Source organism: Paenibacillus xanthanilyticus, from assembly GCF_042682185.1.
GTDB lineage: Bacteria > Bacillota > Bacilli > Paenibacillales > Paenibacillaceae > Paenibacillus_Z > Paenibacillus_Z xanthanilyticus.
Genome location: NZ_JBHUHA010000002.1, coordinates 1,647,229 through 1,673,008, shown reverse-complemented (window position 1 = coordinate 1,673,008; position 25,780 = coordinate 1,647,229). Strand labels below are relative to the sequence as shown.

At 55.4% G+C, this 25,780-nt stretch carries 23 protein-coding genes and 1 riboswitch; of the genes, 19 read left to right on the top strand and 4 right to left on the bottom strand.

Features of this window, described 5'->3' with window-relative positions; all coding sequences use genetic code 11:
- Positions 1-115 precede the first annotated feature (115 nt).
- The 17 genes from ACFSKT_RS24530 to ACFSKT_RS24450 all read left to right on the top strand — a co-directional run bounded on the left by ACFSKT_RS24530 (position 116) and on the right by ACFSKT_RS24450 (position 17,079).
- A complete protein-coding gene (locus ACFSKT_RS24530; protein WP_377721022.1) occupies positions 116-1,015 on the top strand; it encodes a carbohydrate ABC transporter permease in 900 nt (299 codons plus the stop codon).
- Positions 1,016-1,028: 13 nt separating this feature from the next.
- Positions 1,029-1,892, top strand: a complete 864-nt coding sequence (locus tag ACFSKT_RS24525) for a carbohydrate ABC transporter permease (protein ID WP_377721023.1) — start codon at positions 1,029-1,031, stop codon at positions 1,890-1,892.
- Between the two features lie 34 nt (positions 1,893-1,926).
- Complete coding sequence (locus ACFSKT_RS24520; protein ID WP_377721024.1) at positions 1,927-2,940, top strand: glycoside hydrolase family 130 protein; 1,014 nt, start codon at positions 1,927-1,929, stop codon at positions 2,938-2,940.
- Positions 2,937-4,307, top strand: coding sequence for an FAD-dependent oxidoreductase (locus ACFSKT_RS24515; protein ID WP_377721025.1), 1,371 nt, complete (start codon positions 2,937-2,939; stop codon positions 4,305-4,307). The genes ACFSKT_RS24520 and ACFSKT_RS24515 overlap by 4 nt, the downstream gene beginning before the upstream one ends.
- A gap of 28 nt (positions 4,308-4,335) precedes the next feature.
- On the top strand, positions 4,336-5,337 hold the full coding sequence (locus tag ACFSKT_RS24510) for an SGNH/GDSL hydrolase family protein (RefSeq protein ID WP_377721026.1): 1,002 nt from the start codon (positions 4,336-4,338) through the stop codon (positions 5,335-5,337).
- 302 nt (positions 5,338-5,639) lie between these two features.
- Positions 5,640-6,653, top strand: a complete 1,014-nt coding sequence (locus ACFSKT_RS24505; protein ID WP_377721027.1) for an LLM class flavin-dependent oxidoreductase — start codon at positions 5,640-5,642, stop codon at positions 6,651-6,653.
- Positions 6,654-6,757: 104 nt separating this feature from the next.
- Positions 6,758-7,198 carry a nuclear transport factor 2 family protein gene (locus tag ACFSKT_RS24500; protein ID WP_377721028.1) on the top strand — a complete coding sequence of 147 codons (441 nt, stop codon included), beginning with the start codon at positions 6,758-6,760 and terminating at the stop codon, positions 7,196-7,198.
- A 123-nt stretch (positions 7,199-7,321) separates the two neighbouring features.
- On the top strand, positions 7,322-7,783 hold the full coding sequence (locus tag ACFSKT_RS24495) for a nuclear transport factor 2 family protein (RefSeq protein ID WP_377776363.1): 462 nt from the start codon (positions 7,322-7,324) through the stop codon (positions 7,781-7,783).
- 95 nt (positions 7,784-7,878) lie between these two features.
- Positions 7,879-8,340 carry a nuclear transport factor 2 family protein gene (locus ACFSKT_RS24490; RefSeq protein ID WP_377721030.1) on the top strand — a complete coding sequence of 154 codons (462 nt, stop codon included), beginning with the start codon at positions 7,879-7,881 and terminating at the stop codon, positions 8,338-8,340.
- A gap of 102 nt (positions 8,341-8,442) precedes the next feature.
- Positions 8,443-9,030 (top strand): TetR/AcrR family transcriptional regulator, encoded by a 588-nt coding sequence (locus ACFSKT_RS24485; protein WP_377721031.1) that lies wholly within the window; start codon positions 8,443-8,445, stop codon positions 9,028-9,030.
- Positions 9,031-9,132: 102 nt separating this feature from the next.
- Positions 9,133-10,563, top strand: a complete 1,431-nt coding sequence (locus ACFSKT_RS24480; protein WP_377721032.1) for an MFS transporter — start codon at positions 9,133-9,135, stop codon at positions 10,561-10,563.
- Positions 10,564-10,820: 257 nt separating this feature from the next.
- Positions 10,821-11,726, top strand: a complete 906-nt coding sequence (locus ACFSKT_RS24475; protein ID WP_377721033.1) for an aldo/keto reductase — start codon at positions 10,821-10,823, stop codon at positions 11,724-11,726.
- A gap of 172 nt (positions 11,727-11,898) precedes the next feature.
- Positions 11,899-11,998: riboswitch (purine riboswitch) on the top strand.
- Positions 11,999-12,067: 69 nt separating this feature from the next.
- Entirely contained in the window at positions 12,068-13,366 is a 1,299-nt protein-coding gene (locus ACFSKT_RS24470; protein ID WP_377721034.1) for an NCS2 family permease, read from the top strand.
- Positions 13,367-13,627: 261 nt separating this feature from the next.
- A complete protein-coding gene (locus ACFSKT_RS24465; RefSeq protein WP_377721035.1) occupies positions 13,628-14,032 on the top strand; it encodes a RidA family protein in 405 nt (134 codons plus the stop codon).
- A gap of 17 nt (positions 14,033-14,049) precedes the next feature.
- Positions 14,050-15,549, top strand: coding sequence for a monooxygenase (locus ACFSKT_RS24460; protein WP_377721036.1), 1,500 nt, complete (start codon positions 14,050-14,052; stop codon positions 15,547-15,549).
- A gap of 94 nt (positions 15,550-15,643) precedes the next feature.
- Complete coding sequence (locus ACFSKT_RS24455; RefSeq protein ID WP_377721037.1) at positions 15,644-16,558, top strand: DMT family transporter; 915 nt, start codon at positions 15,644-15,646, stop codon at positions 16,556-16,558.
- Positions 16,559-16,593: 35 nt separating this feature from the next.
- Entirely contained in the window at positions 16,594-17,079 is a 486-nt protein-coding gene (locus ACFSKT_RS24450) for a MarR family transcriptional regulator (RefSeq protein WP_377721038.1), read from the top strand.
- A gap of 122 nt (positions 17,080-17,201) precedes the next feature.
- On the opposite strand, the gene ACFSKT_RS24445 is transcribed toward ACFSKT_RS24450, so the two are convergent.
- The 4 genes from ACFSKT_RS24445 to ACFSKT_RS24430 form a co-directional block, all read right to left on the bottom strand.
- Complete coding sequence (locus ACFSKT_RS24445; RefSeq protein ID WP_377721039.1) at positions 17,202-18,452, bottom strand: efflux RND transporter periplasmic adaptor subunit; 1,251 nt, start codon at positions 18,450-18,452, stop codon at positions 17,202-17,204.
- A 24-nt stretch (positions 18,453-18,476) separates the two neighbouring features.
- On the bottom strand, positions 18,477-21,581 hold the full coding sequence (locus tag ACFSKT_RS24440; RefSeq protein WP_377721040.1) for an efflux RND transporter permease subunit: 3,105 nt from the start codon (positions 21,579-21,581) through the stop codon (positions 18,477-18,479).
- Positions 21,578-22,189, bottom strand: a complete 612-nt coding sequence (locus ACFSKT_RS24435; protein WP_377721041.1) for an RNA polymerase sigma factor — start codon at positions 22,187-22,189, stop codon at positions 21,578-21,580. Before ACFSKT_RS24435 ends, ACFSKT_RS24440 begins: the two co-directional genes overlap by 4 nt.
- 921 nt (positions 22,190-23,110) lie before the next feature.
- Positions 23,111-23,602: a MarR family winged helix-turn-helix transcriptional regulator gene (locus ACFSKT_RS24430; protein WP_377721042.1), complete on the bottom strand. Its 492-nt coding sequence runs from the start codon at positions 23,600-23,602 to the stop codon at positions 23,111-23,113.
- A 163-nt stretch (positions 23,603-23,765) separates the two neighbouring features.
- Between ACFSKT_RS24430 and ACFSKT_RS24425 the strand changes: the two genes are divergently transcribed.
- Positions 23,766-24,509: a pirin family protein gene (locus ACFSKT_RS24425; protein WP_377721043.1), complete on the top strand. Its 744-nt coding sequence runs from the start codon at positions 23,766-23,768 to the stop codon at positions 24,507-24,509.
- Positions 24,510-24,611: 102 nt separating this feature from the next.
- Positions 24,612-25,703 carry an alkene reductase gene (locus ACFSKT_RS24420; protein ID WP_377721044.1) on the top strand — a complete coding sequence of 364 codons (1,092 nt, stop codon included), beginning with the start codon at positions 24,612-24,614 and terminating at the stop codon, positions 25,701-25,703.
- Positions 25,704-25,780: the final 77 nt, after the last annotated feature.

Here is a 25,780-nt window from a genome sequence, read left to right as displayed (position 1 = left end):
GCGGCAGTACCTAGAATCGGGAAGCCTCCTAACCGTCGGAGACTTCCCGATTCCCGCAATAAGGGGCCTATCAAGGTCATAATCTTCACCTATACGACGAAAGGAGCACTGCCTGATGTCGCCGAAACTGCGCCGAATCCAGGAGAACGCCTTGTTTCTGCTCCCCAGCGTCATCCTGACGATGGCGCTGGGCATTTACCCGCTGCTCTGGGTGCTTCGGTATATGTTCTATGATTACAAAGGCTACGGAAGCGAGCTGTTCGTCGGCCTCGACAACTTCCGCCGGCTGTTCCGGGACGATCTGTTCTGGGATTCGGTCGTGAATACGCTGGTGTTTGCCGGCGGCAAGCTGGCCATTACGATTCCGCTGTCGCTGCTGTTAGCCGTCCTGTTGAACGCAAGCTTCAGAGGGCGCAACTTCCTGCGGGCTGTATTCTTCATGCCGACGGTCGTGAGCACGGCCGTGATTTCCGTCGTCTTCTACATTCTGTTCAATGCCTATAACGGCATGGTCAATCAGCAGCTGCTGAAATACGGGCTCATCAGCGAGCCCATCAACTGGTTCGGTCCCGATTACGCCATGGTGACGGTCATCCTCGTCGCGGCTTGGGGAGCGGTAGGGAATTATATGCTGCTGTTCTTGGCCGGTCTTCAGAGCATTCCGCGCGACCTCTACGAGAGCGCGGAGATTGATGGCGCCAATACGTGGCAGAGCTTCTGGCGCATAACGGTGCCGATGCTGGGTCCTGTCATGCAGGTCATCATTATGCTGGCGATCATTGCCTCCCTCAAAGGCTACGAGAGCATTATGGTCATGACGGAAGGCGGGCCAATCGGCAAAACAGAAGTGATGTACCTGTATCTCTACAAGCTTCTGTTCCCGGTCTCGACCGGATCGCCCGTTGAGCAGCAGCTCGGTTACGGCAGCGCAGTCGGTTTTGCCTCTGCCGTCATCGTGGGCGCGATCACCGCGCTGTACTACTATTTGAGCCGAAAAATGAACCGCGTGTTCTAGAAGGGGGAAGGACATGAATCAGCAAGCGATCGGAACAGGACGGAGATTGTCCAACGTCTCTGCGCGAATATTGGCCGGCTTGTTCCTGCTCGTCGTTACGCTCTTGACGGTATTCCCCCTCGCGATGATGCTCGCCGGCTCGCTCAAGAGCAACGCCGAGCTCATGGGAAGCACGTCGCTGCTGCCGCAATCGTGGCAATTCAGCAACTATGCGGAGGCGTGGAGGCAGACGAGCTTTGCCCGGTTTACCTGGAACAGCGTCTTCGTCAGCGTGGTCTCGACGGTCGGAACGCTGCTTGTGGCAGCCATGGCCGCGTATGTGACGGATCGGCGCGATTTTCCAGGCAAGCGTCTGTATGTGGCCATTCAAGCCTCGACGTTATTTATTACCGTCGGTGCGGTCGTGCTTCGCCCGCAATATGATCTGATGGTGAAGCTGCAGCTTCATACGTCGCTATGGGGCGTCATTCTCATACTGATCAGTGCGCATGCCAGCACCTACTTTATCCTGACGGGCTTCTTCAAATCGATTCCAAGAGAGCTGGACGAAGCGGCGATGATCGACGGCTCGGGCTTTATCCGTACGTTCTACCGGGTCATCCTTCCCTTGCTCGCGCCTGGTCTCGGCGTTGCCGGCCTGTTCGCGTTCCGGCACGGCTGGAATGAATACATCCTGCCGCTCGTCTTTACGATGACGAGCCCCAAGCTGCAGACGCTTACGGTAGGGCTTGCGAATTTGCGCTACGGCTCATCGGCGGCGATGCAGACCCACTTGATGCTGGCGGGGGCATGCTTGTCCATTCTCCCGATGCTGCTCGTCTATACGCTGGCGAATCGCACCTTTATGCAAATGACGGCCGGCTCCTTGAAGGGCTGATGGCTACGACTGTTAAGGAAAGGATGACCATTCGATGCATCAACGGACACTAGGGGCGCTGACGGGGAGCCCCGTATTGAAACGCCACCCGCTTAACCCGATATTAGCGCCCAAGGATGTGCCTTACGGACCTGCGATGGTATTCAATGCAGGGGTGACCAAATATGAAGGCAAATACGTGATGGTATTCCGCAATGATTACGGGGATGCCGCGAAGGAAACGATCGAACCGCACAGCACGACCAATCTGGGGCTCGCCGTCAGTGACGACGGCGTTCATTGGAGGGCTGCAGCCACGCCGTGCTGGCAGTGGGAAGACGACGAGGTCGTACGCGTATACGATCCGAGATTGACGGTGATCGAGGGCCGCTGCTACATGTGCTTCGCCGTGGATACGAAGCATGGCCTGCGGGGCGGCATTGCCGTGACGGATGATTTTGCCTCGTTCGACGTGCTCAGCCTCAGCGTGCCGGACAACCGCAATATGGTGCTGTTCCCGGACCGGATCGGCGGACAGTATGTGCGTCTGGAGCGTCCGATGCCCGTGTACAGCCGAGGCGGGGGCGACCGGTTCGACATGTGGATGAGCGACTCGCCGGACCTCCGGTATTGGGGCAACGCCAAGCTGCTGCTGGCCGTGGAGCAGGTCCCCTTCGCCAACGACAAGATCGGTCCCGGCGCGCCTCCGATCCGGACGGAGAAGGGCTATTTGACGACCTTCCATGCGGTCGATATCGACCGGAAGAGAGGCAAGAACGGCTGGGAGGAGCGCTGGCAGAAACGCTACACCGCAGGCATCATGCTGCTTGATCTGAACGATCCGAGCCGGATTATCGGGATGTCGGATACGCCGCTGCTGGTGCCGGAAGCGCCTTATGAGACGTCGGGCGGATTCCGCAATGACGTTGTTTTCCCGGGCGGGATGATTCTGGAGGATTCAGGCGAAGTGAAAATCTATTACGGTTCGGCCGATACGATGGAGTGCCTGGCTTCCGCGCATGTGGATGATCTGCTGAAGCTGTGTCTGGAAGGGGGCGGCGTACGATGAGCGAGCAGCAGCAGGTGACCATGCCGGAGACCGCCATCCCGGTATCGAAGGCGGTGGATGTCGTCGTTATCGGAGGAGGCGCATCGGGCGTGGCCGCTGCGATCAGCGCCGCCCGCAACGGGGCGAGCGTCCTCTTGATCGAACAGCGCGGTTTTCTCGGCGGTATGGGCACGGTTGCGTTGGTGCCGGCCTTCTGTCCCTTTACCGATAAGGAGAAGCCGATCATTCGGGGCATTGGGCTTGAGCTGATGGAACGGATGAAGCAGGCGTGCTCCGACGAATACCGCCATGAGTACGACAAGCAGCTGGATTGGGTGCCGATCGATGCCGAAGCGTTGAAGCGGGTCTATGACGATGCGGTGCTGGAGCAAGGCGTCGAATTGCTCTATCACACCTTCGTGAGCGAGGTGCTCCTGTCCGCGGATGGCCGGCGGGTGGAAGGCGTCGTCGTCGTGAACAAAAGCGGCCGTTCCTTCATCCGTGGCCGCTATGTCATTGACGCCACGGGCGATGCGGATATCGCCGCGCTGGCCGGCGTCCCGTTCCAGAAGGGCGGCGAGCAAGGCGAGCTGCAGCCGGGCAGCATGTGTTATTTGCTCGCCAATGTGGACCGCGAGCGGTTCGCGGCCTATCTGGCCGAATCCGGCGATACCGGTCAGCTGCATCGTACGGTAGAGCGGGCGATCGAGGAGGGGGCGCTGCCGGAAGGCCGCAAGTCGATCTCGGGCTTGGCCTGGCTCGGCGGCAATCTCGTCGGCGTGAATTTCGGCCATGTATTCGGCGTCGACGGCACGAAGGCGGAGGATCTGACCCGCGGTGCAGTAGAAGGTCGGCGGCTGGCGAAGCGGCAGCTCGAATTCTTCCGCGGCTATGTGCCCGGGTTCGAGCAGGCCCATCTTGTCGCCAGCGGCGAGCAGCTGGGCATACGGGAGACCCGCCGGATTGAAGGGGACTACATCCTGACCGGCGAGGATTTCATGGCGGCGCGCGAGTTCCCGGACGATATCGCCCGCAATGCCTATTACATCGATATCCACTTGGCGACCAGCAAAGGGACGATGCATTTCACCCATCTGCCTCCGGGGCAATCTCACGGGGTGCCGTATCGCATCCTGCTGCCGCTCGGGATCGATAATTTATGGGTGCCTGGACGCGCGGCTTCTTCGGACCGGGCGGTCCAAGGATCCTTAAGAGTCATGCCCAACTGCTTCGCCATGGGGCAGGCTTCGGGTACGGCAGCGGCGCTGGCGCTTCGGATGAACGGGAGCTCCCGCGAGGTGGATGTAAGCCGGCTTCAGGCGCTGTTGGTTGAACAGGGAGCCTGGCTTGGCGAGCGTTATGATCAGCAGGCGATGCAGTCCTCTTGAGACTGATCGACGAACGAGGAGATGCGTGATGGATCGAATATCGATTACGGAAGCGTGGTTCGCAGGAGCCGTGTCCGTCGAGCGGACGGCGGATGGCTTGAAGCCTTGGCGAATCCCTTATGCCGACTACCCGCTGTACCCGCCTGACGGGATTGGCGGGAAGGCGGAGATCGCAGCAGGAATACGTCTTCGGTTCCGCACGGATGCCACCCAAGTGAAGCTATTGTTCGCTCCGCTGATGGAGGCGGCACAGGTCGATTGTCACATGGAGGGGACTTGTGCGAGGACGGCTGATCTTGCGCAAGGCGAGACGAGCGCTGCATGGGAGGGGCTTCCTGCAGGACACAAGACGGTAGAGCTGTGGCTGCCGCAGCAGGTGCCGATTACAATTATAGCCGTCTATGTAGAGCCAGGTGCATATGCGGAGCCGGAGCCGGATCTTCGCCCCCGCTGGGTCGCCTACGGCAGCTCGATCACGCAATGCGTCGCGGCCGCCGGTCCGACGCAAACTTGGCCTGCGATCGCGGCGCATGCTGCGGGTCTGAACCTGACCTGCCTCGGCTACTCGGGCAACTGTCAGCTGGAGACTATGGTAGGCAGACTTATTCGCGATTTGCCGGCTGATCTGATTACGCTATGCCTTGGCATTAATGTCTATGGAGCGGCTTCGCTAAGCGCCAGAACCTTCCGGCCTGCCGTGATCGGGATGGTGCAGAGCATCCGCGAGAAGCATGAGGACACGCCGCTCGTGTTAATTTCGCCGATCTATGCCTCGGAGCGGGAGGACACGCCCAATAAGCTCGATATGACGGTGCGCTTGATTCGGGAGGAAATTGCAGAAGCGGCAGCCTTGCTGCAGCGGCGCGGGGACCGGGCTTTGCATTACCGGGACGGACTTGCCTGGTTCGGTGTAGATGATGCGGCGCATCTGCCTGACGGGCTGCATCCCGATGCGACAGGTTATAGGCTGATGGGGGAGCGCTTTGTCGAGCGAATCCTTGGCGATATCAACCTTGGCAGCAATAGGTAGGGGATTCATGTAACGCTAGATACAGGCTCTTGTTGCAGGCTAACGACAAGAGCCTGTCTTCATCGTGGCGAATGCCATCTGAATCGTGGTCATGGTCGGCCGTGAAAGGAGATACCGGAAGCTGCAAAAAAAATCGCCGGGTAATACTTGACCAATCGTTCTGGAATTGATATAGTAGTGTCATCGGGTGAGCGGCATTCCTTAGCGAAGAGCCTCCTGGGATCTTGAACATATCGAAGCGTCGACCCTTTTTTTTGTTAATTTCGGACCGATAGGTCAAATATGAGTTGGAGGGTGAAAACATGTCAACATTTACGCCAAAATTATCCGTGCTCGATCTGGCCCCGATATTGGCGGGCGGTTCAGCCGGAGATGCGTATCGACGTACGCTGGACCTTGCCCGTCACGCCGAGAAGCTGGGCTATCACCGGTTTTGGCTCGCCGAGCACCATAACATGCCGGGGATTGCCAGTTCGGCTGCGCCGATTCTGATCGGGCATGTCGCCTCCGGAACCGAGAGAATCCGGGTCGGATCTGGCGGCGTTATGCTGCCGAATCACGCGCCGCTTGTCGTAGCGGAACAATTCGGTACCCTGGAATCGCTGTTCCCCGGACGCATTGATCTGGGGTTGGGAAGAGCCTCCGGTACGGATATGCGGACTACGCAAGCGCTTCGGCGAACGCTGGGAGCGAATGGAGCGGATTTTCCGGAATTGCTGAGCGAGCTGCGCACCTATCTGGATCCGGCGTTAACCTCTAATCATTCAGGTGTACGTGCAGTTCCTGCTGAAGGGTTACATATTCCGATCTGGCTGCTGGGCTCCAGCGATGTCAGCGCGCGGCTGGCGGGTAGGCTCGGTTTGCCGTTCGCTTTCGCCAGTCATTTTGCCCCCGATGGATTGCAAAGCGCGCTGAAAGCCTATCGAAGCTCCTTCATCCCCTCGAGTACGTTGGAAAAGCCGTATGTGATGATCGGATTGACTGTCATGGCGGCTGACAACGCAGATGAAGCACGCTACCTTGCGACATCCGAAGCGCAGCAAGTATTAAGCCTCCTGCGCGGCCGACCGGGCAAGCTCCAGCCTCCGGTGGAGAATATGGATGCGATATGGAATGCACAAGAGAAGGCGCTCATTTCGAAACAGCTGGATTTCGGCATGATTGGCGATCAGGCCGCGATTCGGGCGAAGCTGCCTGCTATTTATGAAGCGACGCAAGCCGATGAATTCATCCTTACGAGCCATATTTACGATCATCGGGCTCGATTGCGGTCCTATGAGATTGTGGCGGAGACAGCGAAGGAAATTTGGCCTTAAAGGAATCACGAAAAAAGAGAAAAACAATTATTGACCAAACGTTCCGGAAATGCTATGATGATTCCAGATCAAATAGTCAAGAATAAAGGAGGGAGCAACCGAAGATGATGCATGAAGCAGCTCTGATGCAGGAGCGTATCCGGGAACGAGCGCAAGCCACATTCCGGAATCATCTGAGCCATATCGCGGGCGGCAATATGAAGGCGTGGGTAGAGTTGTGGGAGGAAGAAGGCATATTCGAATTTCCATACGGCCCGGCAGGCTCCCAACCGAAGAAGATCGGCAAGCTCGAGCTGTACGACTACATGAAGGAGTTTCCGAACCGGTTCGACGTGAGTTTTACGGAGCTGATCTTTCATCCGATGGCCGATCCGGAGCTCGTGGTTGCGGAGTTCAAGGCGGTAGGGAAGCATCGCGAGACGGGGAATCCGCACAACCAGACTTACGTTAGCGTCGTGGAGATGAGAGACGGCCGCATCAGACATTACCGGGATTTCTGGTTCAATTTCAGCTCGCCGCTCGTACAGCCTGCGACTTGGCATTAGAAGGTAAGCATCGTTCATTACGTCTAGGAGGTGGTTGAAGCAGAAGTAGGTGCTAGCTTATTTTTTTGAAAATTTCGGACTGAATGATCTAAAAATAAACCAATTCACTGGAGGAATTTAACCATGACAAACCAAACGATGATCCAAGAAACAGCAGCCGTACGTGAAAGAGCGCAGCAAGCCTTCCGCAACCACCTGAAGCACCTGTCAGGCGGAGATATCAAGGCGTGGGTCGAGCTGTGGGAAGAGAACGGCGTGCTCGAGTTCCCTTATGGACCGGCCGGATTCCCGGATCGCAAGGAAGGCAAGGCGGAGCTGTACGACTACATGCAGAACTTCCCGAAACATTTCGAAGTCGCATTTACCGATCTGGTATTCCATCTGACGGTTGATCCCGAGTTGGTCGTCGCCGAGTTCAAGTCGGTCGGCAAGCACCGCGAGACGGGCAACCCGTACAACCAAACGTATATTAGCGTCGTGGAAACGAAGGATGGCCTGATCACGCGGTATCGGGACTTCTGGAATCCGCTTGTGGCGATGGAATCGATTGGCAGCATGGATGATGTGGTGCGTTTCTCGGAGTAATGCCGCCACGCAGAGGAGAAGGCTATCCTTTTTTTGAACAAATCAGATCGATTAGTCTAAATAAAAACAAACCAATTCACTGGAGGAATTTAACCATGACAAACCAAACGATGATCCAAGAAACAGCAGCCGTACGTGAAAGAGCGCAGCAAGCCTTCCGCAACCACCTGAAGCACCTGTCAGGCGGAGATATCAAGGCCTGGGTCGAGCTGTGGGAGGAGAACGGCGTGCTGGAGTTCCCTTACGGACCGGCCGGATTCCCGGATCGCAAGGAAGGCGAGGCGGAGCTGTATGACTACATGCAGAACTTCCCGAAACATTTCGAAGTCGCATTTACCGATCTGGTATTCCATCTGACGGTTGATCCCGAGCTGGTCGTCGCCGAGTTCAAGTCGGTCGGCAAGCACCGCGAGACGGGCAACCCGTACAACCAAACGTATATCAGCGTCGTGGAAACGAAGGATGGCCTGATCACGCGGTATCGGGACTTCTGGAATCCGCTTGTGGCGATGGAATCGATTGGCAGCATGGATGATGTGGTGCGTTTCTCGGAGTAATGCCGCAGGACGGGAAGTCTTTCCAGGCCGCCATCATCCGCCTCTTCTTGACTGAACGTTCTACTATCGGTAGCATAGAGGAGGAGAAAGGGGGTCATCCATTTGGCAAGAAGCAAGGAATTCGATACGAATCTCGTGCTGCACAAGGCGATGGAGGTGTTCGGGCACTACGGCTATGAAGGCACCTCCATGCAGCTGCTGCTCGAAGGCCTGGGCATTGCCCGTCAAAGCATGTATGACACGTACGGTACGAAACGGGATCTGTTCCTGAAGGCGGTCAAGCACTACGTGAACGAGAAGTCCTCCGCGGTCGTCGCTTATCTGGCAGAGACGACGCCGGTGAAGAAAGCCATTACCGATATCTTCCTCGTCATCGGGGACACGTTAAGAGACGAGCAGCGCCGGAAGGAGTGCTTCATTCTCTACAGCGCGATCGATCAGGTTCCTCACGACCCGCACATCGCTGAGCTGTTCGAGCAGGACAAAATCCGGCTGGAAGAGGCGCTATACGACGCGTTGGTGCGCGGCCAGCGGCAGGGCGAATTCAGCCCGAACCGGGATATGCGGGCTTTGGCGCGGTACTTGTACCATGCGCGGTATGGGCTGACGCAAGTCGCCAAATTAACGGACGACCCGCTCGTCATCGATCAGATTACCGCGGTTACGCTGTCCGTACTGGAACATGAATGAAGCGTCGCAAGGTGCTTCATTCCTTTTTACCCAATATAGAACGATTGGTCAAAATAAAATCGGAACGCAGACCCGTTTGTCTGCATGAAAGGGGAATCGATCATGAACGTATCCAAATACAAGGGTTTAGCGCTCTTCATCCTGGCGGTCTCGCAGCTGGTCATGGCGCTGGACTATACCATTATTTTCGTGGCGATGCCGTCACTGGGCAATGAGCTCGGGTTCTCGGCGAATCATCTGCAGTGGGTTGTCAGCGCCTATTCGCTGGCCTTCGGGGGCTTCCTCCTCATCGGCGGCCGCTTATCGGATCTCATGGGGAGAAGGCGCATGTTCATGATTGCGATGAGTCTCTTCGGACTGGGATCGCTGCTCGGTGGATTGGCTGAATCGCAGCTGATGCTCATCACTGCGAGAGCGCTGCAAGGTCTGGGCGGCGCGCTGCTGTCGCCGGCAACCTTGTCGCTGATCATGTCCAACTTCAACGAAGGACCGGAGCGTAACCGGGCGATGGGCATCTGGGCATCGATGGGCGGTGTAGGCATGTCGCTCGGCCTGCTGCTTGGCGGCGTACTTACAAGCTACATCGGATGGGAATCGACCTTCCTGGTCAACGTCCCGATCGCGCTCGCCGTCGTCATTCTCGCGCCGTTCGTACTGACGGAAAGCAAGGTGCCGGCAGGCGCCAAGCATTATGACGCGGCGGGCACCATCTCGGTTACGGCAGGTTTGCTGCTTGTGGTGTATTATCTCATTCAAGCGCCGGTCGAAGGCTGGGCCAGCGCATCGACACTTCCTTTCGCCTTGATCGGGCTGCTTCTGCTGGCTGCTTTCGTAGGAATCGAGAAGCGATCAAAGGAGCCGCTGATTTCCTTCCGCATGTTCCGCAATCGGAACCTGACCGGTGCCGCGCTGACCGCTTTCCTATTCTCGGCTTCGTTCGGTTCGCTGTATTACTTCTTGACGCTGTATACGCAAGGCGTGCTGCATTATTCGGCCGTTCAATCCGGGCTTAGCTTCCTGCCGCTGACGCTGAGCGCCTTCGTCGGCGCCAAGCTGATCAATACGATGCTCGCCAAAGTCGGCGTAGCCGGTACGATCGCGACCGGCATGGGGCTGGGGGGGATTGGATTCCTGATGCTGACGGGATTGTCCGCGTCCGGATCGGCTTGGGGGATGATTCCCGGAACGGTCATTATCGGGATCGGTCAGGCGCTCGTGTTCACGACGATGTTCATCGCGGGCAGCGCCGGCATTGAACCGAAGGAGCAAGGCGTCGCCTCCGCGCTGATCTCGACGGGTCAGCAGATTGGCGGAGCCATCGGCTTAGCCGTGATTATGGCGCTGATCTCGGCAAGTCTGGGGACGACATCCACGCTCGAGCATATGCAGCCGTCGGATCTGAACGCCGCGATCCATACCGCGTTCCTGATCTCGGCCGCAACGACGCTGCTAGGCATTCTAGTTGCTTTCCTTGCCTTAAAGCAGCCGAGACCGTCGAATCTCGATGAGATTAAAGTGACCGCTGCTCATTGACAGACGGATTAGACGGAATGGCTCGCGGGATGAGGTTCGCTTTATTCGGACAGCCGATTGTGATGATCGGCTGTCTTCTCGTTGCGTTAACGGGGAATGTTAGATCCTGTAAAACAAGCCGGTTGCATTTGAACAAAAAGGAGCGCCTCCCGTACGATGGGGGTATCTTCTGTTAAAGTTAGAGATGAACCCGAGCAGGATGTTCGCGGGGCGGCATACCGCTTCGCGGCAGAAGCGCTTGCACCTAAGGAGGAGCTATGCGACGAAATCAACTTGGCCAGTCCGATCTGTACGTGAGCGAGATCGGTCTTGGCTGCATGTCACTTGGAACGGACGAGCGGAAGGCATTATCCATCGTGGATGAGGCGTTGGCGGGGGGCATTAATTTTCTGGACACAGCCGACCTTTACGATAACGGTCATAATGAGGAGCTCGTGGGCAAGGCCATCCGCCATCGCCGTGCGGAGGTTATCGTGGCGACGAAGGTCGGCAACCGCCGGATACCGGGTCAAGAGGGATGGGTATGGGATCCCTCCAAAGCCTATATTCGGGCCGCCGTGAAGGAAAGCCTGCGCAGACTGGGTACCGATTATATCGACCTCTACCAACTGCATGGAGGGACGCTGGACGATCCGATGGATGATACGATCGAAGCCTTCGAAGAGCTGAAGCGGGAAGGGCTGATCCGCAGCTATGGCATATCCTCGATCCGCCCGAATGTCATCCGGGAGTACGTCAGGCGGTCCACGATCGTGAGCGTGATGAACCCGTACAGTCTCTTGGATAGGCGCGCGGAAGAAGAGGTGCTTCCTCTGCTGGCCGAGCATCACATTGGGGTGATCGCACGCGGACCGCTTGCAGGGGGGGTCCTGAGCGCACAGGGAGAGCACAAAGCCGCCCGAGACGATTTGGATTACGCCAAGGAGGAGCTGCCCGCGCTGCGCCGACAACTTCTTGAGCTGGCCGGTCCTAACCGAAGCTTGGAGCAGCTCGCGATTCGATATGCGCTGAGCGAGCCTTGCGTCCGTGTCGTTATTCCAGGAGCGAGCAGTCTGGAGCAGCTCAGAAGCAATCTGACCGCTGCTGACGTTTCCTTATCGGCGGATGAGGTGAAGACCTTAAGGGCCATAACGAAGCAGAACCTCTATACGGCTCACCGGTAACCGAGGGCGATCGGAAAAATATTCGACGATACAGCGAATCTGGAAACCAAGTGAAAATGATTTGAAACTGGATCAAAGGACGAACGATTTGAGGAGATATGTTGAACAAGGTTCGGAAAACAACGGGAATAATGAATGAAAACCATTGACTCCCCCGAAACAATCGCGTATTCTGGGAAAGTCGGTTTTCACCCGTATATCCCCATTAAGATGGTTTGGGGGTCTCTACCAGGAGCCAATTAATCCTGACTATGGGTATGGAATGCACGGAAAACGTGTATGCCATACCTATAGCCAGGATTTTTTTATTTTAATCGGTTGATATGGAGGATGACAGTAAGATGGAACGATGGTTCAAACTGAAGGAGCGGGGCACGACGCCGGGGGTGGAGGTGCTGGCCGGGATCACGACCTTTTTCACGATGGTCTATATCGTGATCGTCAATCCCGGGATTCTGAGCCAGGCGGGCATGGATTTCCACGGCGTATTCATCGCCACCGTGCTTGCCAGTATCGTGGCGACGCTGATTATGGGACTCGGGGCTAATTATCCGATCGTCATTGCGCCGGGCATGGGATTAAACGCGTACTTTGCCTTCACCGTGGTGTCTGGCGGAGGCGTGCCGTGGCAGGCGGCGCTTGGCGCGGTGTTTATCGCGGGCATCCTGTTCATCCTGCTGTCGCTCACGTCCTTCCGCTACATGCTGCTGGACGCGATCCCGCCAAGCCTGAAGCACGCCATCACGGCGGGCATTGGCCTGTTCATCACGTTCATCGGGCTGCAGAACGCCAAGATTATCGTTCACTCGCCGTCGACGCTGCTGACGCTGGGCAAGCTCGCCGAGCCGATGACGATGCTGACGATCATCGGGCTTGCGGTATCGCTGATCCTGATGTCCTACCGGGTGAAGGGTTACCTGTTCATCGGCATGCTCGTCACGGCGGTGATCGCCTGGTTCATGGGCCTGCTCGAGCTTCCGGACACGCTTGTCGCCTGGCCGACTGGCCTGTCTGCGACCGCGATGCAGCTGGACCTGAGCGGCGTATTTTCACACGGTCTGTATGCGGTTATTTTTACGTTCCTGCTGATCACGCTCTTCGACACGACCGGCACGATGCTCGGCGTAGCGGAGCAGGCGGGACTGCTCAAGGACGGCAAATTCCCGCGCTCGCGCGGCGCGCTGCTGGCGGATGCCGTCGGCACGACGACAGGTGCGGTGCTTGGCACGAGCCCCACGTCGGCGTACATCGAGTCGAGCGCAGGCGTTGCGTTAGGCGGAAGAACGGGCCTGACCGCCGTCACCGTGAGCGTGCTGCTCGGGCTGACGCTGTTCTTCTCGCCGCTCGTCTCCGTACTGGCCGCCATTCCGGCGATTACGGCGCCGTCGCTCATTATCGTCGGCTTTCTGATGATCAGCGTGGTGCAAAAAATCGAGTGGAACGACTTCGAGGTCGTCTTTCCCGCGTTCCTGATCATCGTCTTGATGCCGCTGACGTACAGCATCGCAACCGGCATCGGCGTCGGCTTCATCGCGTATCCGGTGCTGAAGGCGGTACGCGGCAAGTGGCGCGACGTTCACCCGATCTTCTACCTGTTCGCCGTGCTGTTCTTTATCCAACTTGTGTTCTTCAGTCATTAACAAGTTTGTCCGCAGCGCCGGGGCTAATGCCCCGGCGTTTTTTCTTGCCGCTTCGGTGACGGCATTCACAATTCCTCGGTGCTGAATGAAAATCGGAGAGAATAAGTACAGTCGTCTATTACAATTGTTTCGTTAAAAACAATTTCGTTGGTATTGCGTATCGAGAGAACTACTGTTATTATGTAATTGTTTCGTGCAAAACAATTTAATTTCCGGTTATTTTGTTTTGTAGAAAACAAAATTTAAACAGGAGGATGACCTATGGAGAAATTAAACCCCGATACCCTTACGCATACCGTGACGAGTCTGATTTCACAAATCGTCGTTGTTCCCGCTTCCCCGTTAGCTTTTATCTCCGGACAAGTCGCGTTAAACGAAAAAGGAGAGCTCATCGGAGAAGGGGACTACGGCCGGCAGGCCAAGCAAGTGTTTACGAACCTCCAACTCGCGTTGGAAGCGATCGCGACTGGTCCGGAGAATATGGTTCAAATGAAAATTCATGTCGTGAACCATACTCCCGACTTGGTTGAATCGATCTTTAAAGCCGGCTTTGAAGTATTCGGCGACCGCTGGCCGCTTACGGCAAGCACTTTTATAGGCGTTCAGGCGCTTGCCTTTAAGGAATGGCTAATTGAAGTAGATGCGATCGTATGCATTTCTAAGTAAGAAAGGGGTCATGCAAAGTGAATTATGATGTGATCGTAGTCGGTGGAGGTCCAGTCGGGATGATGGTCGCCGGGGAATTAGCTCTGGCAGATGTCAAGGTTTGCGTATTGGAGAAGCTAGAAGCCACTACCCCCTATTCGAGAGCGCTTAGCATCCATCCTCGTACATTAGAGATGATGGACCTGCGAGGATTGAAATCGGAATTGCTCCAAATCGGAATGCCGCTCCCTACAGGCCATTTTGCAGGCTTGGCAACCCGGTTGGACTTTGCCGTCATTGACTCGTCCTCGAATTACTCCTTGTTTATCGCCCAGTCGGAAACGGAAAAGGTACTGGAACAGCGAGCTTGGGCGCTTGGGGCCGATATTCGCCGCGGAATAGAAGTCCTGTCCGTGACGCAGAGCGCTGATTGCGTGGAGGTGACGGCTTCCGGAGCTGGCGGGCAAATGACATTAACGGCAGCCTATGTGGTTGGCGCCGACGGAGCGGGCAGTATTGTGCGAAAGCAGGCTAACATCCCTTTTAACGGGACGGATGCCACCATGACCGCGGTTCAAGGCGATGTCGTGTTCACAAATCCACCGGCAACGAGCGTCGTTTCCAGCTTTAGTGAGCAAGGAATGATTATGATTGTTCCCGTCTCGAAAGGGCTGCACCGTGTCGTCTTTATCGATCCGGAAACAAAAACAGTCCCGAAGGACCAGCCTGTCACCTTGGAAGAGCTGCGCTCGGGAATGATCCGTATGCTCGGGGATGATTTCGGAATATCGGAACCCTATTGGATGACTCGTTTTGGCAATGCAACCCGTCAAGCCGAGCGTTACAGAGAAGGTAGACTTTTCCTCGCGGGGGATGCTGCCCATATTCATTTCCCGGCCGGTGGACAAGGAATGAACGTGGGCTTGCATGAAGCCATGAATCTGGGATGGAAACTTGCCGCCGAAGTGAAAGGGTGGGCTCCCGAGGGGTTGCTGGATAGTTACCATGCGGAACGTTTCCCCGTCAATACGGCATTGCTTCAGAATACAAGCGTACAAACCCTGCTGTTTGGCACCGATTTTTCACCTGCAACGATCCACCTGCGACAAATGATCTCCGAATTATTGCAAAGCCCAGACGCTAATTATCGTTTAGCGAGTCAGATTGCGGCCGTGGATATTCAATACGATGTTCGAGAGGATGTATCGTCGCATCGACTAAATGGCCGCCGGCTTGCGGAAATTAGATTGCGTTCGGAGAACGGCGATGTCTTCAGCAGCTATGAGCTATTCCGCGAGGGTAACTATGTCTTAATGAATCTGTCTTCGGACGCAAGCGTGGAAGAGATCGTTCGGAAGCAGCAGCGCGGGCGCATTAAAAATGTAAATGCGGCATTGGCCGAACCGGCCAAAGGCTGGGACGATGTACATACGGCGCTGGTTCGTCCGGACGGTTATATTGCATGGGCTATCGCGGGAAACGAAACTGATTTGTATAACCGAATTGAACAAGGAATCGAGCAAATCAGCAGAACGTAATCATTTTTTTAGTCGAATTGTTTCTAACGAAACAAAATTCAGTCCGGAAGCATGCTGTCCTAAGCTTTCCGGACTTTTTACTTGGGGGGTACCGATGAAGAAACGTCCGGTAGTGTATCTTACGCTTACGTTATCCGCCATTTTTTGGGGAGCGAACTTTAACGCGGGCAAGATCGCGGTTGAAGTGATGAGCCCGACTCAAGTGGCGGCGTGGCGCTTTATTTTGGCTGGCGCGGTCATTCTTATTCTATACGGGGTAAAGGAGCGTCCCGCCTGGTCGTCGATTAAGCCTTATGCGTTCATTTATCTGCTAATGGGGATCGTCGGGATCTTCTTCATGAATATGTTCTTGTTTAAAGGGTTAGAGGCGACAAGTCCGATTAATACGTCATTCATAACAGCTACCCATCCGCTGCTTACGATTTGCCTGTCTGTCTTCTTCTTGAAGGAGAAGATTAGGATTCGCCAGCTAGCGGGAATCGTGATTTCTTTGCTGGGCGTGTTATTAGTTCTTACCAATGGTTCCCTCATGGAACTTGGGGGGATTTCCAAAGGAGACGCATACGTTCTACTTGCCACTGGCCTCTGGTCCTTGTATGGAATTCTAGGCAAAAAATATGTTGGCAACAGCTCGCCTCTGGCAACAACCGCCATAACCATGACGGTAGGTTCATTGTTCTTTCTGCCTTACGCTTCTCTTGCGACAGGGGGAGCGACCTCGGCAAAGGTCATGGAAGCATGGATCGCCGTTATCTTTATGGCTTTATTCTGTTCTGTACTGGCTTATTTGTGGTGGAATCAGGGAATCGCCCGGATCGGCGCGAATCAAACCTCCTTATTCTTTAATATCGTTCCGATCTCAACGATGACCATATCCGCCTTATCAGGCGAAAGCATAGGTATGGTTCAGTTAGTGGGTGCCCTTGTGACGATTAGCGGCATTATTTGGTCGACGAAGACGCCGAACGTAAGCCGAAACGAATGTTTCCCGCGAAACAATCATGTATAATGGGAAGGAGAGGCTTTCGAAGAGGAGACGAACAGATGCAGCCAACGGATCTTTCTAAACAGTGGATATTCAAAAACTTTATTCATCTTGTCAGCCAACAGGAGACGAGGGAAAGCAAGTTTGCGGTTCGAATGCGCGAAGAGATGCTGAAATTCGAAAAGGAATTTGGCGAAAAGAGCAATCTGACGTTGTCGGATATTCACCTCATCGCGTGTATAGGAGATTTTGCGCCTATTAATGTGACCTCCATTTCCGAGAAAACAGGATTGACCAAAGGCTCCATCACCAGAATCAGCAAAAAGCTGCTGAAGCTCGAGTTGATCAAGAGACAGCAGATTAATGATAATAAAAAGGAAGTCTATTATAGCTTGACTCCAAAAGGCCAAAAAGTTCATCTCATTCACAATCGGCTCCATCATGAGATTGAAGAGAGGTTCATGAAGTTTCTGGATAAGTACACGGTGGAGCAGCTCGTTTTTGCGAGAAATTTAATGCAGGATTTGGCGGAATGGGAATATTAAAAACGACTGTTCCCGATTATTCCGTTTCTGCGAGGTTAAGAACAAATAAGTGGATGGCTTATTAAACGAATACGATGAGAAAATGCAGCCCTTTCCTGCGCGGCTGCACTTTCTCCATAATTTTATTCCGATTCGGTCGGAGAGGGGGAAGCTGGGGACGAGAGGTCCTCGACTAATTTAAGATCGAGCTGTTGGCCGTCTTCCAACGTCTGCTGTCCCGACACGACAACGCGATCGCCCTGTTCCAGTCCGCTAAGTACTTCTTGATAGGTTTCTTTCACCCGACCAAGAGCTACGGGTTGTTTCCGGACGGTATTCCCGTCGAGCCGATAAACAAAGGCCGACTCCCCCTCCCTCATGATGCTGAGAAAAGGAACCGCCGCCACATTCTCTTCCTCCGCGGTGGTGAGCTGAACGTGAACCCGGGCCCCCGCTTTTAAGGAGCCGTCCGAATTGCCGGCTTCAAGCTCGAGCGGATACAGCTTCGTCACCGGATCCGGGAGCTGTCCCAGATAGACGACCTGAGCCTTCTTGAGCTCGCCCGGTTCTTCGAAGGTATAGTACATCAGGGCTTGCTTGCTCCCGACAAGCTGTAGCGCGTGCTCAGCCAACTGGGCCTTTAACTTGATTCGATCCAGCTTTTGAAGCGTGCCGATCGACGTCCCGGGATTGAGCTCCATCCCTTCTTGCAGGGTCATATCGGACATGATGCCGTCAGATGGCGCCTTAATGATATAGGGTTCCAACGCGAGCTCCATGGACTGCAGCGTAAGACGCGCCGAATCGACTTGCGACTGTGCTTCCGTAACCGGGCTTACGGCCTCGAGCGCTTCTAACTGCATCTGTGCGGCCTGCAGGTTTCTCCGCGTCTCCTCTGCCGGGAGCGTGTCCGCTTCCCGCATCTGCTGCTTCAGTTGATTCTCTAATTGCTTCACGGTGTCGACGGCCTTCTGCCGACTCAGCTTGGCTTCCGCCATGGAGCTTGCAAGCGACTCCTTCGCGCGCTCATAGGCAAGAGCCGCTCTCTCCCGCTCGAGCAGCGCGCCGCGGGCGTCGAATTCGACGAGCACATCGCCTTTCTTGACTTGTTCGCCGTTCCGCGCGCGGACGGCGGTAACCTTCCCGCCGCTCTTGGCGATCACCTCCAGTTTCACCGCCGCGCTGACTTCCGCGATCTGTTCGCGCGGATCGCCCATACTGCGAGCGGCTACCGTGGCGACCTGTACGGTTACTTGCGCGGCGGCTTCGGAATCCCCGTTGTCTGCAGTCACGGACGGTTCCGAGCAGCCCGAGGCGATGGTCGCCGCAGCCAGCAGCACGATGGCGGCTCTCCGCGTTTGGCGTCCTGTAGCCCGCTGAATAATTTCACGCATCGTCCAAACCTCCCATTAGAGCATTTATCCTTGTTCCGTATTATTGAGCAGCGTGCGGTGCGCATCCCGTTTGAAAGTGCGGGACAACCGTTCTTTGACGGCTTCGATCCATTCATAGACGACCGGCACCACGACCAGCGTCAGAAAGGTGGAGGTCAACAGCCCGCCGATGACGACCACGGCCAATCCCTTGGAAATGAGCGTACCATGCGAGAAACCGAGCGCAAGCGGAATCATCGCCGCGATGGTCGCTCCAGCGGTCATCAGGATAGGGCGTAAACGGACCCTTCCGGATTCAAGCAGCGCTTCTCTTGCCGATAGGCCTTCTTTTCTAAGCTGCTCGGTACGTTCGAGCAGGACGATCGCGTTGGTCACGACAATCCCGATCAGCATCATGAAGCCGATGAGCGACGTGATATTAATCGATTCGTTCGCAATCCACAGCCCCAGCAAGCCGCCGATGACGGCAAGCGGCAGCGCGAATAGAATCGCGAATGGCGTACCCGCGTTACCGAAGGCGAGCACCATGATGAGGTAGACGATGGCGGTCGCGGCCCCCATAGCCACGAACAGCTTGGAGAAGCTCGCGGCGATATCTTCCGATGCGCCCTTCACGTCGGTACTAACGCCGACCGGCAGTTTGACGGCGCGCAGCGCTTCGGATACCTTGGCGCTCACGCCGGCCTTATCCGGCGAATCGATGACGGCCGTGATTTTGACCATAAGCTTCTGATCTTCCCGGTTCAGCTCGAGCGGTGCCTTAACCTTGCTTAAGGTCGCCACCTCGCCAAGCTTAACGATGACGCCTGTCGCGGATTGCAGCGGGAGCTGCGCTAACATCTCGATGGATGCTTTATCGGCCGGGTCGAGTTCCAGCTTCGTCTTATACACGATGTTGTCGAAACGGACGTCCCCCAGCGGTTGGACCGCGATCCATTCGCCGACGGCTTGCCGGATGCCGGCCGGGCTGAGGCCGAACAATCGGGCATTGGATGGATTGACGGCAATCTTGAGCTCCGTTCTGGCTTCGCCGAGACTGGTCTTGATCTCGAGCAGCTCCGGGAAGGTCTTCAGCTGCCGTTCGATCCGGGCCGCCGCTTCTGCAAGCTGCAGCTGATCTTCGCCGTACAGCACGTAAGAGAAATCGGTCGTGACATACCCTGTTCCGCCCGCGAGGGAACCGGGCAGTACTTTGGAGCCTTCGGGAAGCTGGGCGGCGATCATTTGCTCATACGCCGCTTTGGTGGCGCGCGGATCGGCCGATTGTTGTACTTCAGTCAGAATTTCCAGCGCGTAGGGGACATTTTCGGTGCCCCAATCGTATCCAACGAGCGCTTCGACGAAGGTAAAGAGCGGCTCTCCGTTGTCGCCTTTCTTCTCCTTGAGGAGCGACTCGATGCGCTCGGCGAGCAGGTTCGTGCTATCGAACGGCGTCTCGGTGGGCAATTTGATCGTAAAATTCATCTGGCGGTCCGTCTTGTTCTCCGGCAATTCGGCGACGGCCAGATTGGGAATCGTAACCGCGAGGGTCACGACGAGCATCAAGAGCGCGGTTAACATCGTCTTGATGCGATGCTTCAGACACCAGCGCAGCAGGCGATCGTAGGCTAAAGCCGTTCTGCCCGGCGCGTGCTCCTGGGTCTCATGCTGGCCCGAAGCGCCCCGCAGGACCATTAACTTGGCCATCATCGGGATGACGGTAAGCGCGACGAGCAGCGAAGCCATTAGCGCGCAGGCAACGGTTATCGCGAACGGGCGGAAAAAGTCCCCGACGAACCCGTCTACGAATGCAATGGGCAGGAATACGCCGGCCGTGACAAAGGTCGAAGAGCTGATGGCCATGGCCACTTGCCGGGTGGCCAGCAGAATGACGGATTCATTCCGCTCCTGAGCCCGCTGCAAATGGGTATATACGCTCTCGATCACGACGATGCTGTCGTCCACGATCCGGCCGACCGCAATAAACATCCCGCCCAGCGACATGACGTTAAGGGTAAGGTTCATGCCGTGCATCATCATGAGGGTAATGAGGATGGACAGCGGAATGGATACCAGGACGATGAGCGTCATCCGGAAATTGCGCAGGAACACCAGTATCATGAGCGAGGCGAGCGCAATCCCGATCAATCCTTCGCGAAGAAGGCCGCTGATCGATTCCGTGACTTCATCCGCGGCATCATACACTTTTTTGAAATGAATGTCCGGATACGCGTCGGCCCATTGTTCGAGCAGCGCGTTGGTTTCGTTCGAGAAATGAACCGCATTGGCCGCTTTTGTTTTGTAGAGATGAACGCCGATGGCCGGCTTTCCGTCGATTCTGGCGACGAATTCGGAAGCGTGGATCATTTTAATTTTGGCGATGTCGCGAAGCAGCAGCGTTTGGCCGCCGGGCGTGGTCATCTCCAGATGATGCAGGTTGTAGGTGCTGTCCAGATTCCCGGTCACGCGGGCGGTCTGCGTATGCCCGTCCAGCTTCACGCTGCCGACAGATCCTCCCTGGAGCGCGCCTTGTATCGCATTCGTTACGAGGGGAAGGGACATGCCGTAGGCGGTTACCGCGCCGGCGTCAATCTGGATATCAAGCGAGGAGGAGCGGCTTCCAATGGCATCCAGATGGTCAATGCCGCCCAGGGCTTCAAAGCCCGGTTTGAGCTTCTCTTCAAAAATCCGGTCGAGCTCGAGCTGCGACATGCCTTCATCGGCGTAGACGGCAAGATAATAAGCCGGGATGGAGGCAAAACCGACGGAAGCCACTTTGGGCCTGCTGGCGGATGCCGGAAGGTCGATCTCCTGCACCAAGCTCTCCAGCTCTTGCTTGGTCTTATCGACATCGATGCCGTTCCGGAATTGAAGCGATATCGAAGAAAGTCCGTCATTGGACGTGGAAGAGATCAGTTCCAGGTCCGGCATATTCGCGATTTTCGTTTCAATCGGCGCCGTGACCAGCGTCATGACGTCCTGCGGCGATGCGGGATAAGCCGTTGTAATGAATAAATAAGGAAAGGAAACGTCCGGCATGTTTTCGACTTTGAGGGAGCTTCCGGCAAACAGGCCGCCGCCGAACAAGATCGTGATCATGATCATGATGGCGGCGATTTTGTTCATCGAAAAACGAATGAGCGCATTCAAACGGTCAGCCTCCCCCGGATAATGGTCTGCGGGCATTCCCGGATGATGGCTTTGCTCCAATGTTCCACTTCGGGCCGAATCACCTTTCGGATTTCAACCGATCGGTTGCCGCGTATAAGTTCACGGGTACGGAACAAAACCGCCTTGACCGTCGGAATGGTGGTGTTGATTTCCAAAGCAATCTCGCGCATCGAATAGCCGAAATAATTCGCCAGCAGCCATATGCTCAGTTGGCGTTCCGGAAGTCGTTCCGCCAGCCACTCCAGTACGGCGGTCACCTCGCAATAATTCGTATCCACGTAACTAATCGGTGGAAGGGGAGCGACGAGCATGGCGGCATGCTGCTTTTTTTGACGACGGAACTGATCGATCCACAAATTGCGCGCGATGCAAAAAAGCAAATTTTTCGCATCCTTGATAAGCGGCTGGCGCAGCGAATAACGATAGAACTTGTAGAGCGTATCCTGCAGGAGGTCTTCGCCATCCCAAGCGGACCGGGTCAGAAAGCAGCAGTAGCCGTGCAGTTCGTTCAGATAGGGAGTGACCAGCGTTTCATATGCGCGGTGTGAAACTTCCCCGCCCGGGGCCTGTTGCGGTAAAGCAGTCATAACGCAATCTATACCTCCTATTGATTATTGGCGATCGAAAAGGATTGATAAGGCGGTTGGATGGAAACTTATTACAGCCCCTATTCATCCTACAGCAAATAGCGGCCGCCATAATCGGGCTCGGGTCGTGTCGTGTTCTCCGACTTGGGACGGAACGAAGCGACCGCTTTGCGGATGAAGCATTGCAAGAGTTATTAGCCTCGGTTACTATACATTATTTCGGAATAATCGGTCTAGTATGAAACGGAGTTGAAAACATGTCTACATTTACGCCGACGGATTGTCTAAAGCGCTGAAGGCATACCGTAGCTCGTTCATCCCCGACCGGGCAAGCTCCAGCCTCCGGTGGGAGATAGGGATGCGTTATGGAACCCGCGGGAGAAGGCGCTTATTTCCAAACAGTTGGATTTCGGCCTTATTGTCGATTCGGCATTAGAAGGTAGATCCGTTCATTACGTGTAGAGGGTGTTGAAGCGGGACGGCGCGAACGCATATTTTTATTCGTGGATTTCGAACTGAATGATCTGAATATAAAACCAACTAATTGGAGGAACGAACCATGACAAACCGAGGCGCTATACGAGGCGTTGGTGCGCGGCCAGCGGCAGGGCGAATTCAGCCCGAACCGGGATAGGCGGGCCTTGATGCGGTACTTGTACCATGTGCGTTATGGGCTGACGCAAGTCGCCAAATTAACGGACGACCCGCTCGTCATCGATCAGATTACCGCGGTTACGCTGTCCGTACTGGAACAGGTATGAAGCGTCGCAAGGTGCTTCATTCCTTTTTGTCTTAATCAGAACGATTGGTCAAAATAAAAATCGGAACGCAGACCTGTCTTGGTCAACGTGCCAATTGCGTTCGCCGTCATTATTCTTGCGCCAAGAAAAGCCGATATCCCCAAAAAGGAGCATTCGGCTTTTAGTTTTTAATGGCTGAATCAACAGAAGAGGCAATGCGTTGTGCCAATGCTGCAAGCTGCTTTCGCTCTGCCTCGGTCAGTCCGTTGACTGTGATCCGCTCGAGCTCTTCCCAGATGCCGTTTACCTTTGCTTCGAGGCTGCGGCCGGCTTCGGTAAGCCACACGAGCGTTACGCGCCCATCTTCCGGCGAGCGGGTACGCGTCACGAGCCCGGACTCCTCGAGTCGTTTGACCGACTTGGCGACGGTAGAATGGTCGACGCCGATGGTGCGGCCCAAGCTTTGCTGGGACTGGCCATCTTTATCCCATAGCTGCAAAAGCATGATTTCCTGCCCTGGAAATAATCCGATATCGCGCAGCATTTGTCCCGCCAGAGCGCGATGCGAACGTGCCAACGCGAAAATGGAGAAGCTGACGGGATATCGCTGCGCGGTATTCAGTTCTTTATCATCGTGTTGTCTGCTAGGTGCTTCCTCGTTCAGGTGCTCCATCGGTACAACCTCCAATCGTGTCGTTATTATACATGCGTAAAAATAAAATGACAAGAATGTCGCACAAAAATATGTTGCCGACCATACGTTATTCTGTTACATTTATGTTGTCGGCAACATATATTCAAAAATGAGACTGCGATTGCGAAAGGAGCGTGATTCTTTGGTTCAAATCTTGTATGCCAATCAAACCCCAACGATGGGAGCAGGCGGTCCATTTCAAATCAGACGAATCAGACCCGGTAAGGCTGCGGCATCTTCCCGTCTTGACGGAGCGTTCGGGCCGTTAAGTGTAGTTGATCATGCGACGTTAAGAGCAAACAACACGGTTCCGATGCATGAGCATCGGAATGACGAAATTCTAAGCTATTTCATTAGCGGGAAGATCGCCCATCTCGATTCAAGCGGCGCCGTGAACGCGCTGTCGAGGAATGTGCTGATGCTCATGAATGCAGGAAGCGGCTTTTCCCACGAGGAGACCAATATGGAGGAGACGCTTGAAGCCTTGCAGATTTTTGTGCGGCCGCAGGAGCAGGATTTGCCGCCGGGGGTGCAGTTCTATGCTCGTCCTGCAGATTATGCGAACGGAACTTGGCAATTTATCGCCGGACCCGAGGGTTCCGGGGCCCCGCTTATTTTCCGTAATCAAGTGATGATGTATGACATCCATGCGCGGGAAGGGGAAGAGCTGAGGATTCCCGAAGCGGAGGGGATGAGTCCCTTTGTTTATATCATGCGCGGGAGCGTCGAGGTCGAGGGGCATGCTCTTGCTAAAGGAGATGGTTTCATCGTTGACGATGATGACGCTCCACCGATTCTGCGCACGGATAGTCCGGTCATCATTGTCGTTTTCCTAGTCGACCGGAAGGCAAAGGCGTCGACATCAGGTACGATCAGCGGTTGGTAGCATGAGAGGAATGAAATAATCCCGCCAAATGTGTTGCCAGCTACATAAAATGGCGTTACGGTTAATACATTGCCGGCAACCTAAAATAAAGGAGCGATTACAATGACAACGAAATTATGGAGCCCGATTAAAGTTGGTCGTATGCAATTATCTCACCGTTTAGCCATGGCGCCGATGACGAGATCGCGGGCGCTGAGCGATGGATCCCCGACCGATATCATGGCGGAATATTACGAGCAGCGCGCATCGCTGGGCCTATTAATCAGCGAAGGCACGCAGCCTTCCGACGACGGGCAAGGTTACATGAACTCGCCTGGCATTTATACGACTGCGCATGTCGAGGGCTGGAGGCGAGTAACCGATCGCGTACACGCTGCAGGGGGCAATCTCTTCATTCAAATGATGCATGCCGGCCGGATGTCGCATCCGGATAATACGCCTCATCATCGACAACCGGTCGCTCCATCGGCTATCGCCCCCGGCACGCAGATCTACACGGCGACCGGCATGCAGGATATTCCCGTTCCTCGCGAGCTTTCGTTGGCTGAAATCAAACAAACGGTCGAGGATCATGCCAGATCAGCCTTAGCCGCGATCCGAGCGGGTGCCGACGGAGTGGAAATCCATGGGGCCAATGGGTACTTGATTCAACAATTTCTATCTGAGAACAGCAATACGCGTACGGATGAATACGGCGGATCGATTGAGAATCGAGCACGTTTTACCCTCGAGGTCACGAAAGCGATCGTGGAAGAAATCGGTGCAGATCGTACCGGATTCCGCATTTCTCCAGGAAATACGCTCGGCGGTATCAATGAAGGAAGCAGCGGTCCCGATACGTACCGTTACCTGGTCAAGGAGCTGGCCAAATTACATCTGGCCTATCTTCACGTCGCTCAAAAGGAAGACGAGGTCTTGCTGCGTGACATCCGTTCAACCTGGAGAGGGCCGCTGCTGGTGAATCGCGCAGGTCGGCCGCTCGATCAACTGGCCGCCGATATTGATGCAGGGCTTGCGGATATGGCGCCAATCGGTATATGGGCGCTGGCAAATCCGGATGTCGTCGAACGAATTCAAACAGGCGCGCCTCTCAATCAACCGGATCGAACGACTATTTATGGCGCGGGGCGTCGCGGCTATACGGACTATCCAGCTTTAGACAGTCAAATAGAACGAAGCGGATCGGGCGTATAAGCAAGCCGCGGTTCTTGGCCATTGGCGACACCGTGCTGGTGACCGACAGGAGTGAGGAGAGACTTGATCGGTGGCCC

What these genes read in the sequence shown, in the direction of transcription:
- ACFSKT_RS24530 (WP_377721022.1), top strand. Translation starts at nt 116, where the DNA reads ATGTCGCCGAAACTGCGCCGAATCCAGGAGAACGCCTTGTTTCTGCTC.
- ACFSKT_RS24480 (WP_377721032.1), top strand. Translation starts at nt 9,133, where the DNA reads ATGAACGTATCCAAATACAAGGGTTTAGCGCTCTTCATCCTGGCGGTC.
- ACFSKT_RS24505 (WP_377721027.1), top strand. Translation starts at nt 5,640, where the DNA reads ATGTCAACATTTACGCCAAAATTATCCGTGCTCGATCTGGCCCCGATA.
- ACFSKT_RS24490 (WP_377721030.1), top strand. Translation starts at nt 7,879, where the DNA reads ATGACAAACCAAACGATGATCCAAGAAACAGCAGCCGTACGTGAAAGA.
- ACFSKT_RS24495 (WP_377776363.1), top strand. Translation starts at nt 7,322, where the DNA reads ATGACAAACCAAACGATGATCCAAGAAACAGCAGCCGTACGTGAAAGA.
- ACFSKT_RS24470 (WP_377721034.1), top strand. Translation starts at nt 12,068, where the DNA reads ATGGAACGATGGTTCAAACTGAAGGAGCGGGGCACGACGCCGGGGGTG.
- ACFSKT_RS24525 (WP_377721023.1), top strand. Translation starts at nt 1,029, where the DNA reads ATGAATCAGCAAGCGATCGGAACAGGACGGAGATTGTCCAACGTCTCT.
- ACFSKT_RS24520 (WP_377721024.1), top strand. Translation starts at nt 1,927, where the DNA reads ATGCATCAACGGACACTAGGGGCGCTGACGGGGAGCCCCGTATTGAAA.
- ACFSKT_RS24475 (WP_377721033.1), top strand. Translation starts at nt 10,821, where the DNA reads ATGCGACGAAATCAACTTGGCCAGTCCGATCTGTACGTGAGCGAGATC.
- ACFSKT_RS24455 (WP_377721037.1), top strand. Translation starts at nt 15,644, where the DNA reads ATGAAGAAACGTCCGGTAGTGTATCTTACGCTTACGTTATCCGCCATT.
- ACFSKT_RS24450 (WP_377721038.1), top strand. Translation starts at nt 16,594, where the DNA reads ATGCAGCCAACGGATCTTTCTAAACAGTGGATATTCAAAAACTTTATT.
- ACFSKT_RS24430 (WP_377721042.1), bottom strand. Translation starts at nt 23,602, where the DNA reads ATGGAGCACCTGAACGAGGAAGCACCTAGCAGACAACACGATGATAAA.
- ACFSKT_RS24420 (WP_377721044.1), top strand. Translation starts at nt 24,612, where the DNA reads ATGACAACGAAATTATGGAGCCCGATTAAAGTTGGTCGTATGCAATTA.
- ACFSKT_RS24500 (WP_377721028.1), top strand. Translation starts at nt 6,758, where the DNA reads ATGATGCATGAAGCAGCTCTGATGCAGGAGCGTATCCGGGAACGAGCG.
- ACFSKT_RS24465 (WP_377721035.1), top strand. Translation starts at nt 13,628, where the DNA reads ATGGAGAAATTAAACCCCGATACCCTTACGCATACCGTGACGAGTCTG.
- ACFSKT_RS24515 (WP_377721025.1), top strand. Translation starts at nt 2,937, where the DNA reads ATGAGCGAGCAGCAGCAGGTGACCATGCCGGAGACCGCCATCCCGGTA.
- ACFSKT_RS24445 (WP_377721039.1), bottom strand. Translation starts at nt 18,452, where the DNA reads ATGCGTGAAATTATTCAGCGGGCTACAGGACGCCAAACGCGGAGAGCC.
- ACFSKT_RS24435 (WP_377721041.1), bottom strand. Translation starts at nt 22,189, where the DNA reads ATGACTGCTTTACCGCAACAGGCCCCGGGCGGGGAAGTTTCACACCGC.
- ACFSKT_RS24510 (WP_377721026.1), top strand. Translation starts at nt 4,336, where the DNA reads ATGGATCGAATATCGATTACGGAAGCGTGGTTCGCAGGAGCCGTGTCC.